The 16,030-nt window shown below is 69.8% G+C and carries 15 protein-coding genes, 1 tRNA gene and 1 pseudogene; 7 read left to right on the top strand and 10 right to left on the bottom strand.

The genetic code is table 11. The features are described from left to right. Positions 1-92: 92 nt before the first annotated feature. Both ABXS69_RS02175 and ABXS69_RS02170 read right to left on the bottom strand, forming a co-directional pair. Positions 93-2,670, bottom strand: a pseudogene (locus tag ABXS69_RS02175) (ATP-dependent Clp protease ATP-binding subunit). A gap of 388 nt (positions 2,671-3,058) precedes the next feature. Next, the gene (locus ABXS69_RS02170) at positions 3,059-3,190 is read right to left on the bottom strand and encodes a hypothetical protein (protein WP_366180971.1); all 132 of its coding nucleotides are present in this window, start codon (positions 3,188-3,190) and stop codon (positions 3,059-3,061) included. A gap of 1,054 nt (positions 3,191-4,244) precedes the next feature. Here ABXS69_RS02170 and ABXS69_RS02165 point away from each other — a divergent pair. Continuing rightward, a complete protein-coding gene (locus ABXS69_RS02165) occupies positions 4,245-4,931 on the top strand; it encodes an ATP-binding cassette domain-containing protein (RefSeq protein WP_366180970.1) in 687 nt (228 codons plus the stop codon). Positions 4,932-4,973: 42 nt separating this feature from the next. Next, complete coding sequence (locus ABXS69_RS02160; RefSeq protein ID WP_366180969.1) at positions 4,974-5,657, top strand: hypothetical protein; 684 nt, start codon at positions 4,974-4,976, stop codon at positions 5,655-5,657. Positions 5,658-5,826: 169 nt separating this feature from the next. Here ABXS69_RS02160 and ABXS69_RS02155 read toward each other — a convergent pair whose 3' ends face one another. The 6 genes from ABXS69_RS02155 to ABXS69_RS02130 all read right to left on the bottom strand — a co-directional run bounded on the left by ABXS69_RS02155 (position 5,827) and on the right by ABXS69_RS02130 (position 10,461). After that, positions 5,827-6,441 carry a 4'-phosphopantetheinyl transferase superfamily protein gene (locus tag ABXS69_RS02155; RefSeq protein WP_366180968.1) on the bottom strand — a complete coding sequence of 205 codons (615 nt, stop codon included), beginning with the start codon at positions 6,439-6,441 and terminating at the stop codon, positions 5,827-5,829. A gap of 74 nt (positions 6,442-6,515) precedes the next feature. Next, positions 6,516-6,941 carry a D-aminoacyl-tRNA deacylase gene (dtd, locus tag ABXS69_RS02150; RefSeq protein ID WP_366180967.1) on the bottom strand — a complete coding sequence of 142 codons (426 nt, stop codon included), beginning with the start codon at positions 6,939-6,941 and terminating at the stop codon, positions 6,516-6,518. Continuing rightward, the gene (locus ABXS69_RS02145; protein WP_366180966.1) at positions 6,941-7,303 is read right to left on the bottom strand and encodes a DUF2516 family protein; all 363 of its coding nucleotides are present in this window, start codon (positions 7,301-7,303) and stop codon (positions 6,941-6,943) included. Before ABXS69_RS02145 ends, dtd begins: the two co-directional genes overlap by 1 nt. A gap of 87 nt (positions 7,304-7,390) precedes the next feature. Beyond that, positions 7,391-8,740, bottom strand: a complete 1,350-nt coding sequence (locus ABXS69_RS02140; RefSeq protein ID WP_366180965.1) for a folate-binding protein — start codon at positions 8,738-8,740, stop codon at positions 7,391-7,393. Continuing rightward, positions 8,740-9,447, bottom strand: a complete 708-nt coding sequence (locus ABXS69_RS02135) for an FABP family protein (RefSeq protein ID WP_366180964.1) — start codon at positions 9,445-9,447, stop codon at positions 8,740-8,742. Before ABXS69_RS02135 ends, ABXS69_RS02140 begins: the two co-directional genes overlap by 1 nt. 111 nt (positions 9,448-9,558) lie before the next feature. Then, complete coding sequence (locus ABXS69_RS02130) at positions 9,559-10,461, bottom strand: tellurium resistance protein TerC (RefSeq protein WP_366180963.1); 903 nt, start codon at positions 10,459-10,461, stop codon at positions 9,559-9,561. A gap of 143 nt (positions 10,462-10,604) precedes the next feature. On the opposite strand from ABXS69_RS02130, the gene ABXS69_RS02125 reads away from it, so the two are divergent. The 3 genes from ABXS69_RS02125 (at position 10,605) to ABXS69_RS02115 (ending at position 13,351) form a co-directional block, all read left to right on the top strand. Next, a complete protein-coding gene (locus tag ABXS69_RS02125; RefSeq protein ID WP_366180962.1) occupies positions 10,605-11,276 on the top strand; it encodes a response regulator transcription factor in 672 nt (223 codons plus the stop codon). Positions 11,277-11,701: 425 nt separating this feature from the next. Further along, complete coding sequence (locus tag ABXS69_RS02120) at positions 11,702-12,322, top strand: DUF47 family protein (RefSeq protein ID WP_366180961.1); 621 nt, start codon at positions 11,702-11,704, stop codon at positions 12,320-12,322. A gap of 15 nt (positions 12,323-12,337) precedes the next feature. Further along, on the top strand, positions 12,338-13,351 hold the full coding sequence (locus tag ABXS69_RS02115; protein WP_366180960.1) for an inorganic phosphate transporter: 1,014 nt from the start codon (positions 12,338-12,340) through the stop codon (positions 13,349-13,351). A 218-nt stretch (positions 13,352-13,569) separates the two neighbouring features. Here ABXS69_RS02115 and ABXS69_RS02110 read toward each other — a convergent pair whose 3' ends face one another. Continuing rightward, a complete protein-coding gene (locus tag ABXS69_RS02110) occupies positions 13,570-14,232 on the bottom strand; it encodes a hypothetical protein (protein ID WP_366180959.1) in 663 nt (220 codons plus the stop codon). Positions 14,233-14,342: 110 nt separating this feature from the next. Here ABXS69_RS02110 and ABXS69_RS02105 point away from each other — a divergent pair. Next, positions 14,343-14,416: transfer RNA gene (locus ABXS69_RS02105), tRNA-Lys, on the top strand. Between the two features lie 634 nt (positions 14,417-15,050). After that, a complete protein-coding gene (locus ABXS69_RS02100; protein ID WP_366180958.1) occupies positions 15,051-15,848 on the top strand; it encodes a CAP domain-containing protein in 798 nt (265 codons plus the stop codon). On the opposite strand, the gene ABXS69_RS02095 is transcribed toward ABXS69_RS02100, so the two are convergent. Continuing rightward, positions 15,845-15,988 carry a hypothetical protein gene (locus tag ABXS69_RS02095; RefSeq protein WP_366180957.1) on the bottom strand — a complete coding sequence of 48 codons (144 nt, stop codon included), beginning with the start codon at positions 15,986-15,988 and terminating at the stop codon, positions 15,845-15,847. The genes ABXS69_RS02100 and ABXS69_RS02095 overlap by 4 nt on opposite strands. Positions 15,989-16,030: the final 42 nt, after the last annotated feature.

The following is a 16,030-nucleotide window of genomic DNA, read 5'->3' as shown; positions in this document are numbered from 1 at the left end:
GCCGGCGCGGGCCCGAGGGCGAGGAGGAGCCCGTCAGGGCGCCGTTTCCCTGGCGCCGACGGGCTCCTCACGGGAGCACTCCCCTGGGGAGATCAACCCACCTGGGGAGCCTCGGTGGCCTCCGGTGAGTCCTGGCCCCACGTGCCCTCGGCCGTGGCGGCCTCCTCGACGACCCTCTCGGCGTCGGCGACGGCGGCCTCCTGCTCGGGGGTGGTGGGGACGGCCTCGCCGCGGAAGGTGAACTCCCCGAGGATCCCCTCGCCCTGGGCGTCGACGATGACCTTCTGGCCGCGCTCGATCTCGCCGAAGAGGATCTTCTCGGACAAGGCGTCCTCGATGTCGCGCTGGATGGCGCGGCGCAGCGGGCGGGCGCCGAGAACCGGGTCGAAGCCTCGCTCGGCGAGGAGCTCCTTGGCGGCGTTGGTCAGCTCGATCGTCATGTCCTGCTCGCTCATGCGCTTGTCGAGACGGGCGATCATGAGGTCGACGATCTCGCGCACCTCCGCCTTGGTCAGCTGCGGGAAGACGATGAGGTCGTCCACGCGGTTGAGGAACTCGGGCCGGAACTGCTGCTTGAGCTCGCGGTTGACGTGGGCCTTCATCTCCTCGTAGTCCATGGCTCCGGACTCAGTGGACTGGAAGCCCGTGGCCACGGACTTGCCGATGTCCTTCGAGCCGAGGTTGGTCGTCATGATGATGACGGTGTTCTTGAAGTCGACCTCCCGGCCCTGGGCGTCGGAGAGGTGCCCGTCCTCCAGGATCTGCAGGAGCGAGTTGAAGATGTCCGGGTGGGCCTTCTCCACCTCGTCGAAGAGCACCACGGAGAAGGGGCGGCGGCGGACCTTCTCGGTGAGCTGGCCGCCCTCGTCATAGCCGACGTAGCCGGGAGGGGCGCCGAAGAGGCGCGAGACGGTGTGCTTCTCGGCGAACTCGGACATGTCGAGCTGGATGAGGGCGTCCTCGTCGTCGAAGAGGAACTCCGCCAGGGCCTTGGCGAGCTCGGTCTTGCCCACGCCCGTGGGGCCGGCGAAGATGAACGAGCCGCCTGGGCGCTTGGGGTCCTTCAGGCCGGCCCGGGTGCGGCGGATGGACTTGGAGATCGCCTCGATGGCCTTGTTCTGGCCGACGATGCGCTTGTGGAGCTCGGCCTCCATGTTGAGCAGCTTGGAGGACTCCGCCTCGGTCAGCTTGACCACGGGGATGCCGGTGGACATGGCCAGGACCTCGGCGATGAGGTTCTCGTCGACCTCCGCCACCTGATCCAGGTCCCCGTCCTTCCAGGCCTTCTCCTTGGCGGTGCGCTCCTCGGCCAGGCGACGCTCGTCGTCGCGCAGGGCGGCGGCGCGCTCGAAGTCCTGGTCGTCGATCGCGGACTCCTTCTCGCGCTTGACCTCGGCGATCCTCTCATCGATGTCGCGCAGCTCCTGAGGAGCGGTCATGCGCCGGATGCGCAGGCGGGCACCGGCCTCGTCGACCAGGTCGATGGCCTTGTCCGGCAGGAAGCGGTCGTTGATGTAACGGTCGGCGAGCTTGGCGGCGGCCTCGATGGCCTCGTCGGTGATGACGACGCGGTGGAAGGCCTCGTAGCGGTCCCGCAGCCCGGTGAGGATGCCGATGGTCTCCTCGATGCTGGGCTGGTCCACGGTCACCGGCTGGAAGCGACGCTCCAGGGCGGCGTCCTTCTCGATCTTGCGGTACTCCTCCAGCGTGGTGGCGCCGATGGTCTGGAGCTTCGCCCCGAGCGAGCATGGGCTTGAGGATGGAGGCGGCGTCGACGGCGCCCTCGGCGGCGCCGGCGCCCACGAGCGTGTGGATCTCGTCGATGAACAGGACGATGTCCCCCCGGGTGCGCACCTCCTTGAGGACCTTCTTGAGGCGCTCCTCGAAATCGCCGCGGTAGCGCGAGCCCGCCACGAGGCTACCCATGTCGAGGGAGTAGAGCTGCTTGTCGCGCAGGGTCTCTGGGACGTCGCCATGGACGATGGCCTGGCTGAGGCCCTCGACGACGGCGGTCTTGCCCACGCCGGGCTCCCCGATGAGGACAGGGTTGTTCTTGGTGCGCCGGGAGAGGATCTGCATGACCCTCTCCATCTCCTTGTGGCGGCCGATGACCGGGTCGAGCTTGCCCTCGCGCGCGGCCGCGGTGAGGTTGCGGCCGAACTGGTCGAGGATGGCGCTGCCCGACGGCGTTCCCTCCTTGGAGGGGCCGCCGGCCGTGACGGCCTCCTTGCCCTCATAGCCCGAGAGCATCTGCATGACGGTCTGGCGCACGGAGGACAGGTCCGCGCCGAGCTTGATGAGCACCTGGGCGGCCGTGCCCTCACCCTCGCGCAGCAGGCCGAGCAGGATGTGCTCGGTACCGATGTAGTTGTGGCCCAGCTGCAGGGCCTCGCGCAGCGAGAGCTCGAGGACCTTCTTGGCGCGGGGGGTGAAGGGGATGTGACCGCTGGGCGCCGCCTGCCCCTCGCCGATGACCTCGACGACCTGGGCGCGCACGGCGTCCAGGGAGATCTCCATCGACTCCAGGGCCTTGGCGGCCACGCCCTCGCCCTCGTGGATGAGGCCGAGAAGGAGGTGCTCCGTGCCGATGTAGTTGTGGTTGAGCGCCCGCGCCTCGTCCTGGGCAAGGACGACGACGCGGCGGGCGCGGTCGGTGAAGCGTTCGAACATCGCGGGTTATCTCCTCGGCGCGTGCGGTCGGTTGGGGCGCGGGGTCGCGAGCACCCGATGGGCGCGAGCGGGCCCAGCGCGGGCACGTGCTGCCAAGGCTAACGGCGGGGCGTGGGGTCCACGCCCCTGTTCGCGGTAGGCGTGAGCAAGGGTTGAGCCCGGGAGACTCACGTCCTGCCAAGACCCGGCGGAGGTCCTGCGGGACGAGGCCGCGGCACCAGGGCGCCGAGAGGCGCCGTTCGCGCCCACTGACCCGCAGGCACGACGACGGTCGTGGCAATGGTGGCACCGGGGAGCTCGCGCCGGGCAGGGGCTCGGCACCCCAGCCGTACACACCGGTGGAGATCGCCAGCACCGCCACGCTACGGCAGCCGACCTCCTGCGCCAGCTACAGGCCGGAGCGGAGAGCGGCGCGCAGCAGGGCGGGGTCGGTCTGGCCGGCGTGCCGGTTGGGGCCACCGGCGTGGACGTCCCTGCGGGCGGACAGGTCGAAGCCGGGCGCGGCCACGGTCTCCCTCATCGGCCTCCCTCATAGGCGCCCCGTCCGGCAGCTCAGTGGCGCGCAGTTCGCGGCAGGCCTACAGCAGGCGCGGCGCGGTGAATGGCGCCGTCCACCCCACCGCCCCGAGCGGCCCGGAGTTGGCCGCGTTGACGACAGCGTCCACCTCCTGGGTGGCGACGTCTCGGTAAACCGCTTCTATTCGCATCACGGCTCCATTGCGGCAGAGCCTCAGTTATGAGTCGCCCCACATCTCAACATAAATATTGAGACAGGCTCACTGACGCTAGAATTTGGAACGTTCCCACTCGCCGGCTCGTCTCCACAGAAGACATCTATCCTATTGTATGACGACGGAACGTACAAGGCATTTATCACCGCCCGGAAAGCTGTGGTGCACGACCGGAGGGCGGATAAGTATTTTGAGTCGAGCACAAGGGAGCTTCCGCCCGAGGTACTTGGTTCCGCACGACATCGGACTGCCACCTTCTCGGGACCAGCCGCACTGCTATTCGCGAGATCCGCGCTAGCCCTATTGGCGATCAATATGGCGAGGAGCGTGCTGCGCTATTCCGCAAGCGACTCCCACTTATTATTCTGGCTTGTTCCCTACCTTATCGTTAGCGTGATTATTCACGAGAGTGCACGCGTCATGGCCCTTCGCTTCTGCGGTAGGCGGGCAGACAAAGCGGGCATCAAGATGAACTACCTCGTTTTTCCAGCATTCTATGTGAGAATAAACCAGACAATGCTCCTCCCATATACCGACAGAGCGATAGTGCATCTTGCCGGCACATGGTCCATATCTCGCCGTTAATGCGTACCTGTTCGCGGTTAACGCGGCATTCATTCGCAACCCCGACCTGGATAGCTCGGCGACATTTGCTACGGTGGCACTTTCTATGAATGCACTACCTGTGCTTAACTCGGACGGTTACAGGTGTCTACTTGCGTGGGCCGACGTCAACGAGCACGCAGGCGTCCGAACAAATCCTCGATGGATCGTGGCCCTTAAGTGTATTAGCTGGGTAGTCGTCGCGGTCCACGCAGCACGTTTCTTAGGAGGGTTCCTGGCATGAGAAAGTCTATGAACTCCTTATTGGAGTTGGAGGAACTTGTGGTGGCGAGGGGGCGCAAGTTCTCCCTGGCTCCGCTGACTGTCCGTTTTACCAACCCCACCATCGTTGGGCTGTTCGGTCACAATGGGTCCGGAAAGACTACGCTACTGAGATCCCTCGCCGGACTTCTGCCCCCGAAGTCAGGCTTCTTCAGGTTCCGTGGTACAGCGAGTCCTACCTTCCTGCCGGACACCCCGTTTATCTATAAATTCCTTAGGGTTGGGTCGGTCCCCGAGGTCCTGTCGGGATACTTTGACGACTTCGACACCTCGCGCGCGAGGTCTATCATCGACGACCTGGCGTTGGACACCTCAAAGAAGGTTGGCGACCTGTCCAAAGGAATGGAAGAACAGCTGAACCTTGGCATGGCGCTGGCCAGACGATCATCTGTCTATCTCTTCGATGAGCCGCTTGCTGCAGTGGACCCCGTGACCCGTGACCGCATGCTGGAACTTATTCTACGGCACAAGCCAGACGACGCCCTGCTAATCATCAGCACACATCTGATCGCAGGCCTGGAATCGCTTTTCGAAGAATGCGTAGTGCTCCACGACGGCCGGTTGCTGCTTCGGCTCCAAGTTTCGGAGATGACGCCGGGAGACAGTCTAGAGTCATCCATTAAGGAGGCGATGACCCGTGCATGATATCTCCACCGAGGCACGTAAGCACGCCGCATTTTTCCTGGCGTGCGCCCCCCCCTTCTTCTTTGTGCCTTCTTACTGAAGGAGCACCTGCACTCCTACAAAACCGTACTCGACGTAGTCTGGGCGTTCTCCGTAGTCCTCATTTCGGCTGGTGCCGCATTTTACGTAGGAGCACAGATCTTCACGTTCCTGGTGCTCAAGGGCGATCCGCTCCTCCAGCTGTCTACCCACTCACCACTACGTAAGTTCATCGTCAAAACGCTTCCACTTGCTCTGGGATTCGCAACGGTCGGGCTCGTCTCTGTCCTGGCGAGCACGACGACCTGGCCGAAAGAAGACGTAACAGTGCGCGCATTTACCTACCTCCTCACCGCCAAGTTGGTTTCCAGCGTCGCCTGGGTCTCTATGGCCTGGATCATCGGACTTGCCACTGCGCACCTCAGCGGGCTCTACCCCCGGCTCCTCGCATATATGGGTGGACTAGCGACGATGACTGGCTTACAGATCGCAGCACTGTGGAACCTGGCCAGCCTCGGAGTCACTCAGTGGGCTGTCGGCGGATCCACTGGATTTGCTGGCTACCCAACGTACTGCGGCGTCCTCGGGATCTCCCTCGACGTCCCGTTGACACTTGACGCCACAGGCCCTTACCTGCTCGGCATTGGACTCAACGCCGCATGGATCATCGTATGCCTGCTCGTGGTTGTCACCCTAGTTCCTTACTGACACAGGAAGCTGAACTCCCGTCTCAGGAAGCGGTGAGGATGCTTCCGCCCTTCCTTTCCAATACGATTCTGATCCGATTCTCGGAAAGTCCAGCGGCTATCAGCCGAAGATAGTCGCGCACCCCCTGGCCCGACTCCAAGTCCTTGATGGTAGCCGGGTCAATCCGCCATCAATGCCCTCGAGCCACGAAGACAGCGCTCGCCAGGAGGTCGCCGTCTGCAGCCCAGCGACCGGTCAGTTCTGCGCAGCCATCGGGGCCCGTGGCCAGCCTCGCCGTGAAGGCGCCGTCGGGCCGGATGCCAACCTCGGCGTCTGCGAAGCGCAGCGGCTTGCGGGCGCGAGGGAACCACTCCTTGTACACCGCTTCCTTGATGCTGAACAGCAGCCTGTCACCGGCCACGCCCGGCAGCGCCTCGGCCAGCGCGCAGACGTTCTCCCGCTCCGCAGGAGCGGCGATCCGCTCCAGCACGCCGCGCGCGAGTGGCCGATTCGGCTCGGCATCGATACCGAGCGCGGTTACCTCGCTCGCGCGGGCGACCGCCGCCGCCCGGTAACCGAGGCAGTGGGTCAGGGAGCCGACCACGTCGTCAGGCCAAGTGGGTTCCCCCATCGGCCCCGGCACCATCACCGGCCGCTCCAACCCCAGTTCCGCCAGCGCCCGCCCGGCCAGGTGCCGCACCGTGGTGAACTCGGCGCGGCGGCGCGCCGAGGCCCGCTCGATATAGGCGCGCTCCTGCGGAAACAGGGGCGCGTCGACGTCACAGAAGGCCTCGGCCAGGGCCACCGACGAGGGGACAATTGCGGCCAGCAGGGGCGCGTCCGCAGTGCGTCGTGAACCCGACCCTCGCACCGCCGGCATCAGGCCTCCACCAGGATCGTCACCGGGCCGTCAGCCTCCATGTCGATGCGCATATCAGCGCCGAAGCGGCCCGTGGCCACCTCCAGGCCGCGCCCGCGCAGATCCTCCACGACGGCGTCGACCAGCGGCTCGGCCACGGGACCGGGGGCGGCCGCGCTCCAGGTGGGGCGCCGCCCCTTGCGCGCGTCCCCGTAGAGGGTGAACTGGGAGACAACGAGCACGGGCGCGCCGGCATCGCTCACGGAGCGCTCGCCGGCCAGGAGGCGCAGGTCGGCGATCTTGCGGGCGATCGTGGCCACCTGCGCGGGGCCGTCGTCATGAGTGGCGCCCACGAGCACCATGAGGCCCGGGCGCGTGATCTCGCCGACGACGTCGCCGTCGACCCGCACGGCCGCGCGCGTGACGCGCTGGAGGACGGCGCGCATCAGCGCCACCGGCCCTTCGAGCCCCCGCCGCCCGAGCGGCGGATCCGCGAGCGCACCCGGATCGGGCGGTACACCTGGAGGGCGGGGCGCACATCGGCGAGGTAGACCGCGTTGGCCACCATCCCCAGCAGTCCGAACATGGACATCCCCCCCATGAGCAGCACCACGGCGAAGCCCGCGGCGTTGACGCCCATCCAGAAAGCCTTGCTGCGCTTACCGGCGGCGACGTAATGATCAGGCCGGTATCCGCAGGCGTCCAGGATCGCCCAGAGGCCCATCCCTAGCCCGACCACCTGGAAGGCGAGCTGGAGGTAGTGGACGGTGTAGGCGAGGCCGCTCGCGATGCCGGTCAGAATGCTCACGCCCCCACCCTAACGGCTCGGCACCAACGGGCCGGGGGTCGCCGCGCCCGAGCAGGACCGGCGGCGAGGAGACGGCAGGGCCTGCCGTCAGCATCGGCCCGGCCGCCACCGGCGAGCAGCGCGCCACCGGTCACGCGGAGCGCGGTCCGCTGGCCAGGCCGCCGGTCGATCCGCCGTTGCCGAGCCCGATGCCGCGGCCCGCGGCCCGCAGCGCCGCGCCCGGCCGTTCGGCGGGGCTGGCCTGCGCCCGCCCCTCGGGGCTGACCAGGGGCTCCTGAGCGGCGTCCACCGCGCCGACGACCACTGGGGGCGCCGCGCCGCCGACTTCCCCGCATCCCCGGCCTCCCCGACATCGACGAGCAGAGCCGCGTCCGCGGGCGCGCCCCGGCGCAGGAGGGCCAGGGCGATCGGCCCGAGCTCGTGATGGCGGGCCGCGCTCGTCACGGCGCCCACCACGCGCTCCCCCAGGCGCACGGGAGCGCCGGGAAGGGGCGCCTGGCCCGTCAGGCCGTCAAGCTGCAGGAGGGTGAGGCGCCGCGGGGGGCGCCCGAGGTTGAGGGTGCGGGCCACCGTCTCCTGGCCCGGGTAGCAGCCCTTGTCGAGGTGGACGGCGGTGCGCAGCCAGTCGAGCTCGTGCGGGATCGCGCGCTCGTCGGCCTCGCGGGCCCAGCGGGGGCGCCCCGCCTCGACGCGCAGCGCCTCCCAGGCCAGCGCCCCGGCCAGCCTCCGCGCCGGGCCCCCAGCCAGGAAGGACCTGGCGATATCCGGGACCCGCCCGGCGGGGGCGAGCACCATGGCCGCGCGATAGCCCTCCCCCGGATGCCGGGAGGATTCGAGGCCGACGTCGTAGCTCGTCCCGCCGTCGACGACGCCGGGCCAGGGGTCGCGCCAGGTCAGCGGCGCTCCAGGGAGGGCCGTCGCGGGAGCGTCCGGCTCCGTGACCGGCTCATCGCCCCCGGGGCGGGTCGCGCGGACCGCCTCCTCGAGCGCGGTGGCGCCGCGCCCCATCGCGCCCAGGGCGGCGACGTCGTCGCGCGGGGACACCTCGACGCGCAGCGTGAAGCGCATCCTCTCCAGGTGCTCGACGAGCGCCGGCCCCCGGCCCGCGTCGACGACGATCCAGGCGGTGACGCCGTCGTCGAGGACGGCCAGCGCGTGGCGGATCCGCCCCTGGGCGTCCAGGACGAGGGCCTCGGCCCCGCCGTCGCCCGGGGTCAGGGAGGTCAGGGCCTGGCTGGTCAGCGTGGTGAGCCAGGAAAGGCGGTCCGGACCGCTCACCGCCACGACGTCCCTGGCCAGCGCGGTGATCGCCTGCCCGTCGACCAGGGCCGTCTGCTCGCGCAGAGGGTTGCCGTAGTGCGCGGGGACGGCGGCGTCGGGGCTGGTGGCGTCCTCGGCGATGGCGTCCGGCCAGTCCAGCAGTGGTGAGCGGCGCATCACTGGGCGGCCCCGCCGTCGTCGGCCCCCTGCGCTGCGGCATCACTGGGCGGCTCTGGGGGCTGAGGGCCATCGGGCAGGAGCGCGCCCGGCTGGGCGGCGGGGTCCTCCGGATCCTCGACACGCCCGAGGCGGCCGGAGGCGTAGCTCTGCAGGTCCTGGCCGAAGGCGGCCATGTCCTGCGCCCACATGAGATCGCCGCCGACGAGCCCGAGGACGCGGGTCATCTCGGTCAGCGGGGCGCTGGTGCGGGTGCGGCCCACGGCCTGGGTGCCGATCTGCGCGCGGGGGCCCTGGATCCAGCCCTCCCAGACGCCGACCTGCCCGGCCGGGTCGGCGGAGACCACCTCGAGGCGGGTGATCGGGGTGCGGGTGTCGGCGTCGTCGCCGTCGGGCCGCTCCTGGCCGACGGGGCGCCAATAGGCGGTCTCGGAGGACCAGATCTGGGCCGGGGCGATGCGCGCGGCGCCCTCGAGGCCGGGGACCTCGAAGTCGAGGTCCTCCGACCGCGTGGCGTCCAGGGTCCACACGGTGGTGATCTGGCGCAGGTAGGGACCGCCGTCGTGCTCGAAGACGATCTCCTGGTAAACCGCCTGTTCGGGGATGGTCTCGCCGTAGGTGAGCACGCCGTAGCCGCGCCAGGTGCCGACCAGCCAGGCGAGCGGGTAGAGCTCGGGGGCCAGGTCCTCGGGGAGGGAGAAAGTCATGCCCCCACCCTAAGCCGCCCCGCCCCCTCCATCGAGACCGGTCGAAAATAGGAGTGAGACCGGTCCGTGGACCGGTCTCACTCCTATTTTCGACCGGTCTCGGCGACAAAGCTAGCCGGCGACGAAGCTGCCCATGAGGCGGGCGATGGCGTACGACGGCGCTCCGACGGCGAGGATCGGCACGATGCCGCTGGCGATCGCGGCCCGCCCACCGGGAACCCACTGGTGCGTCCACAGCACCCGGTTGGCGGCCGCCATGAGGACGCCGGCCGTGAAGCCCACGATGAGGCAGGCCGCCCCGGACTGAGCCGCCTCGCCGAGCCCCGTGTGCGCCGGCCCGAAGAACCCGACGACGGCAAGCAGCCCGCCGACCGCGCCCGAGATGACCGCGGGCAGCGTCATGGTCAGCGTCTCCAGGACGCTGGCGCGCACCTCCAGCGTGGTCAGCAGCGCGCCGCTGAACAGCGCCAGGCTGCACGGGACGATGACGGCGGGGTCGGCCACGCCGGGCTCCAGCGCGCACCAGGCGGTGCCGGCGATCGCCACGAGGCTCCCGCAGACCGTCGAGGCCAGGCTCTCGAGCAGTCCCCTCCGATCCCCCTTGCGGAGCATCTGGGCGATGAATGCGATGAGGACGGACAGCGCCATGACGACACCGGCGGCGCCGTAGTCCTGCAGCCAGGCCACGGCCAACGCGCCCGCGACCCCCGTCAGGGCGATCACCGCCGTCGAGCCCGCGTCGTGGCGGGCCCTCACGAGGGCCGGCCACCCCTGCGCCATGGCCAGGACGAGGACGACGACGAGGACCATCCGCGCCCACACCGCGATGGGGGCCGAGGCCGCGAGGAGAACGGGGATGAGGCCGGCCACCGCCAGGCGGGTCCAGGCGGGGTCCACGATGCCGGGCTCCTTCGGCACGCCGCTCCCGCGCCGGGTGCCGTATCCGGGGCGGGAGGGGTCGGGAGCGGGCTCCGGGCGCCCCAGACCGCTCTGGGGAATGGCAGGGGTATCCACGCCTCGTATCGTCGCACACCCCGCGCGATCGCATGACGTGTGCTTGACTTGGGGAGGCCCCCGAGGGCGCCCGGGCACGAGCCCCGCGCCGCCCGGGACGGCCTGTCCGCCAATGCCCAGGAGGGTCCGAGGAGAGGGATCGCATGCGCGTCGTCATGTTCACCCACGCCGCCGATCCCGCGGACGCGCTTCCCGCCGCATCGTTCCTCGACACGACGATCACCTGCCTGCCCCCGCTCCCCTCGAGCTACGGCGCGGTCGACGACGCCGACGCGATCCTCATCGACGCCAGGGCGGACCTGGCCCGGGCGCGAGCCCTGTGCCAGCTCCTGAGCGGGCCGATGGAGTGCGGGCCGATCCTGCTCGTCGTCGACGACGGAGGGGCCGCGGCGCTCCAGGACGACTGGGGAGCCTCAGACTTCGTCATGACCGGGGCCTCCCCCGCCGAGCTCGCCGCGAGACTGCGGATGCTGCGCCGCGCCGCGCCCCCCTCCCAAGCCCCCCGAGAGGACCGCCTGGAGGTCGGCGACCTCGTCATCGATGTCACCGCCTACACCGCCAGGATCCACGGGGAGATCCTCGATCTCACCTACAAGGAGTTCGAGCTGCTGAAATTCATGGCGATCAACCAGGGCCGGGTCCTGACCCGGGAAACGCTCCTGGACGAGGTCTGGGGCCAGGACTACATCGGTGGGGCGCGGACGGTGGACGTCCATGTGCGCCGCCTGCGCGCGAAGCTCGGCACGGAGCACGACCAGTTCATCGGGACGGTCCGCAACGTGGGCTACCGTCTCGACGCCCCGGGGACCATCTAGCGGCTTCCAGGGCGCGCGACCACGCCAGGCTCCGCCCGTCCGCGAGCGCCCCCACCAGGACCACCGCCATTGGCCCCGGCGCCTTTGGCGTGCGCGCGACGCTGCTGCTACCTTGAAGCCGACGCCGGGTCGCGACGGGCCCCGGGCTCCACCTCACGCCGCCACGAGCGGCATTCGCGCCGACTGGCGCTCTTGCGGCCCGGCGTCCTCGACCACGATTCCTTCTCGAGAACGACACCGCGGACTAGAACCTGCACCACACCTGAGGTCACGATCACCCGTACTCACCTGAATCGACCATCTCCCGAGGCGGCCACCATCAGCAAGCCGACCGCCTCCGGGCCCCCGCCCCGGGAAGAATCCGGGGCCGCGCAGTCATGACAGGAGCGGCGATCCGAGCCGCCCAGACCAGCAAGGAGCCATCCGTGCGCATCCACCCCCGCAACAATGACGAGGCCCTCTTCGACCTGCTGTCGAGATCCGCTCGCCACCTCGTCATCGCCTGCGATGTCCTCGAGCAGATCGTCGCCGCCGACCGCGAGGAGCGCACCAGCCTCCGCGAGACCCTCCACGCGGAGGAGCACGCGGCGGACACCTCGCACCACGAGTTCCAGCGGCTCATCAACGCCACCTTCGTCACCCCGCTGGACCGCGAGGACCTCCACCTGCTCGGCTCCACCATGGACGACTGCATGGACCTGGTCGACGAGGCAGGCGACTGCATCGTCCTCTACCACGTCGGCATCCTGCCCCAGGCCTGCCACGAGCTGGTCGACATCCTCAAGCAGTGCGCCGAGCTCACCGCGCAGGCCATGCCCCGCCTGAAGTCCCTCAAGGGCATGGAGAGCTACTGGGTGAGGATCAACGAGCTCGAGAACCACGGCGACCAGATCTACCGCGCCGCCATCGGCAGGCTCTTCGAGGAGGAGATGGACCCCGTCAGCCTCATCAAGCGCAAGGAGATCATCGAGCGCATGGAGGCCGCGATCGACGCGTTCGAGTCCCTGGCGAACACAGTCGAGTCGATCGCCGTGCGCGAGTCCTGACGAATCGATGCCGCCATGATGACAGCACTGGTCATCGCGATCCTCGTCGTCGCGCTCATCTTCAACTTCACCAACGGCTTCCACGACGCCGCTAACGCCATCGCCACGTCGGTCTCCACGCGCGCGCTGTCCATGCGCGCGGCCCTGCTCATGGCCGCCGTCATGAACGTCGTCGGAGCCCTGCTGGGCACCTCGGTGGCCCACACGATCGGCTCGGACATCGTGTCGATCAACTACGAGACGGCCGAGGGGAGCACGATCGCCCTGATCGTCGTCTTCGCCGCGCTGTTCGCCGCGATCGCCTGGAACCTCATCACCTGGTGGTTCGGGCTTCCCGCCTCATCCTCCCACGCGCTGATCGGGGGCCTGGCCGGCGGGGGCATCGCCTGCGGGTTGATGGTCCACTGGTCGTCGATCCTGGACAAGGTCATCATCCCGATGGTCATCTCGCCCCTGGGCGGGTTCATCGTGGCCTACATCGCCATGATCATCGTGCTCCGGCTGTGCGCGGCCCTGCCCTACCACCGCACGATGCGGCGCTTCCGCTGGGCCCAGACGGTCTCGGCCGCGGCCATGGCCCTGGGCCACGGCCTCCAGGACGCCCAGAAGACGATGGGCGTCATGCTCATCGCCCTGACAGCCGGCGGATTCCATTCCTTCGACCACGGCGTCCCCGCCTGGGTGAAGATCGCAGCGGCGCTGACGATCTCCATCGGCACCTACTTCGGCGGCACCCGCATCATGGCGACCCTCGGGTCCAAGGTCATCGACCTCGATCCCGCTCACGGGTTCGTCGCGGAGAGCGTCGCCGCGGGCTTCCTCTACGTGGCCGCCATGGGCTTCGGCGCGCCGGTCTCGACGACGCACACGATCACCACCTCCATCATGGGCGTGGGCGCCACGAAGCGCCTGAGCGCCGTGCGCTGGGGTGTGGCCGGGGACATCGTCGTGGCCTGGGTGATGACCCTTCCCGCGGCGGCGACGATCGCCGCCGCCGTCGCCTTCCTCCTCCGGGCGGCCCTCCTCTGAGAGCGGCGGTGCCCCGTGACCCTCACGGGGCACCGGCATCACCGCCGCCATGGCACCGGGCCCGGCCCCGCGGTTCTCCCGCGGGGCCGGGCCCGACCCGCTTCCCCACTCCTCTTCCCCACTCCTTGGCGACGGCGCCCCAGACGCTCACCCCCGCCCGCACGGGGAGGGGGACACGGGCGGCTGAGCGAGCCGCGCGCGTCCGACGTCGCCCCGAGTCAGTCCAGGAGGCCGCCCCGGGCCCTCACGGCGGCATCGGAGAGCTCGTCGGCGGTGACCAGGAGCGCGGAGTCCCGGCGGGTCACGCGGTCGGCGAGGGGGTCGGCGTCGTCGTCGATCCACTCAGGGGCCGAGCCCGCAGCGAGCGCCGCGAGGAATCCGGAGGTGGTGGAGAGCAGTGGGGCGAGCGCGGGAACGGAGCCCTCCAGCGCACCGGCGAGGACGGCGTCGAGTCGCGCGCGCATCTCCTCGGGCGAGATGACAGGACGCCCCTCGGCGAGGGCGGCGTCGAGGCGCGCTGCGAGGGCACCGTCGTCATCAGGGCAGGTGAGGTCGACGACGGTGGCGTAGCGGCGCCCGACGAGCGCGGCGTCGCGGCGGATCCACTCGCGCACGAGGAAGAGGCGCCACAGGGCCCCAGGCAGGGTAGTGGCCGGTGAGTCGGCCCACAGCTCGGCGACGTCATCGACCCCCTGCCCGGCGACGACGGCGATGACCGCCTCCCGGGTGATGGGGTCGTCCGGGGCGGCGGGGAAGCCGCCGACGAGCGCCTGGGCGGCGCGATGGGCCAGCTCGGAGGCGACGGCGGTGTCCGCGCCGCCCTCGATGGATTCGGCGACCTCGGGGTCGAGCCGGGCGGGGCGGTGGAACTGGCGTGCCATGGGGTTCTCCTTCGCTGCGGGGCGCGCCCATTGTCTCGCACGCCCACCGTGGCGTGTCCCGCGCGCCCGGGTCCGGTTATGCTGCGCGTGGCGCCGACTCCCGGCGCCGCGCCCCCTTAGCTCAGTTGGTCAGAGCTGCGGACTTTTAATCCGAAGGTCGTGGGTTCGAGCCCCACAGGGGGTACCGCCACCGGCGCCGCCGCGCCCCAGCCGGCCACGGGCGCCGTTCACACCGAGCGGTGCGATCCGCACCCACTGGTGCGGGCAGGACGCACCACTCGGCGCGAACGGCACCAGTCGGCGCGAACGGCACCAGTCAGTGTGATGCGATGGGCGCGAGCCTGGATCGTGAGCCCGCTGGCGACCGGTGCAGGACTCGGCCCTTCTCCGACCTGTCCACCATGCCCCCTCCTGGCCCCCGCCCCCGAGGGGGGGATGCCATTGCCCCAAGCGCCTGGTCCCCCAGGTGGTGGCGCGCTCGCTGGCCAACGGGACCCTCACCTGCGCTCGCGCCCTGCCGGCCCCGCGCCAGGTCCTGCTCGCCGGAGAGGCTCCTCGCGGGCCGCACCGCCACGAGCATCGCCGCCTCCCACGGGAGGCGGCGTGGACGCGCTCTCCGGGGATGTCAGTGTGGCGGGTGAGCCGTGACGCGCTCGGCCACCGCAGGCCCCGACGTCACGGCGCCGGGGGACACCACCACCCGCGGGTTTGCGGAGAGCGGATACCGCGCGACCTCGCTCACGATCCCGTCAAGGCCACGAACAGGCCAGTTAGGGTGGCCAGCGCACCGAGCACCCCGATGCAAGGAGAATCCTGTGATGACCACCCGCGCACTCTCTGCCTCACGACGCGACGCCCTCAAGGCCGGCGGCCTGGTTGTCGCCGGTGGCGCAGCGCTGATCGGCGGCTCCGCCGTCATCGCCCCGAGCGCCGCCGCGTCCAGTCGGCTGGACACCGGCGTGCGGTTGGGCTCAGGCACTGTGGGGACGCGCACCGTGGTCCTGGACCAGCCGTCCGTCCGCACCGAGGCCCTGGCGACTGCGCGCCAGCTGCGCCTGGACATGTGGGCCAAGAACCCGCCGCTGCTGAGCGTGGATGGCTCGACCGGCGGTACCGTCCAGAGTTACGCCCAGGCGCAGGGCTACGCGAGCGCTGAGGCCTACGCGGACGCCCTGGTGTGGGACCAGGACATGGAGCGCGTCTCAGTGCAGCGCCTCGTGGAGTGCCTGGAGATGGGGAGGATCGAGCACAGCCGCCCCAATGGCGAGTCCTACAGCACGGCCCACATCGGGGACGTGACCAACGGGACCTTCGAGATCCTGGCGTCGACGACCGATCAATCGGCGACGATCTCGGCCGGGATCGGGATCTGGGCCGGCGAGTACGACACGCTGGTCGCCGCCGGCGGCGCGTGGAACCACGAGACCGGGCATCTGCACACCCTGCTCAACCCGACGATCACGAACATCGGCTTCGCCGCCTCAGCCGGGTACTTCACCGGTGAGGGCCTGTGGGCCCGCTCGGCGTCGGCCGAGTCGGTGGGCTGGTCCGGGATCTATGACGTCACCCTGGCCAACGGGGGCGGCTCTGCCTCCTCCGTCCCCGCGGGCTACTAGGCCCCGGCGCCCACCGCTCCGGAGCCGGCCAGCGCGTCAGCGTCGGCCGCGCCGTCCCCCGCTGATTCGACGACGGCGATGAACAGCCTCAGGCCCGCGGCCGCCGAGCCGCGGGACGCCTCGTCCTGGGATCCCTCCACGGGCTCGCTGATCCGCGGACTGCGCGACTTCCTGCGCAGCAA

Source organism: Actinomyces timonensis (genome assembly GCF_040702965.1).
GTDB lineage: Bacteria > Actinomycetota > Actinomycetes > Actinomycetales > Actinomycetaceae > Actinomyces > Actinomyces timonensis_A.
This window is presented reverse-complemented; position numbering and strand designations above follow the sequence as displayed.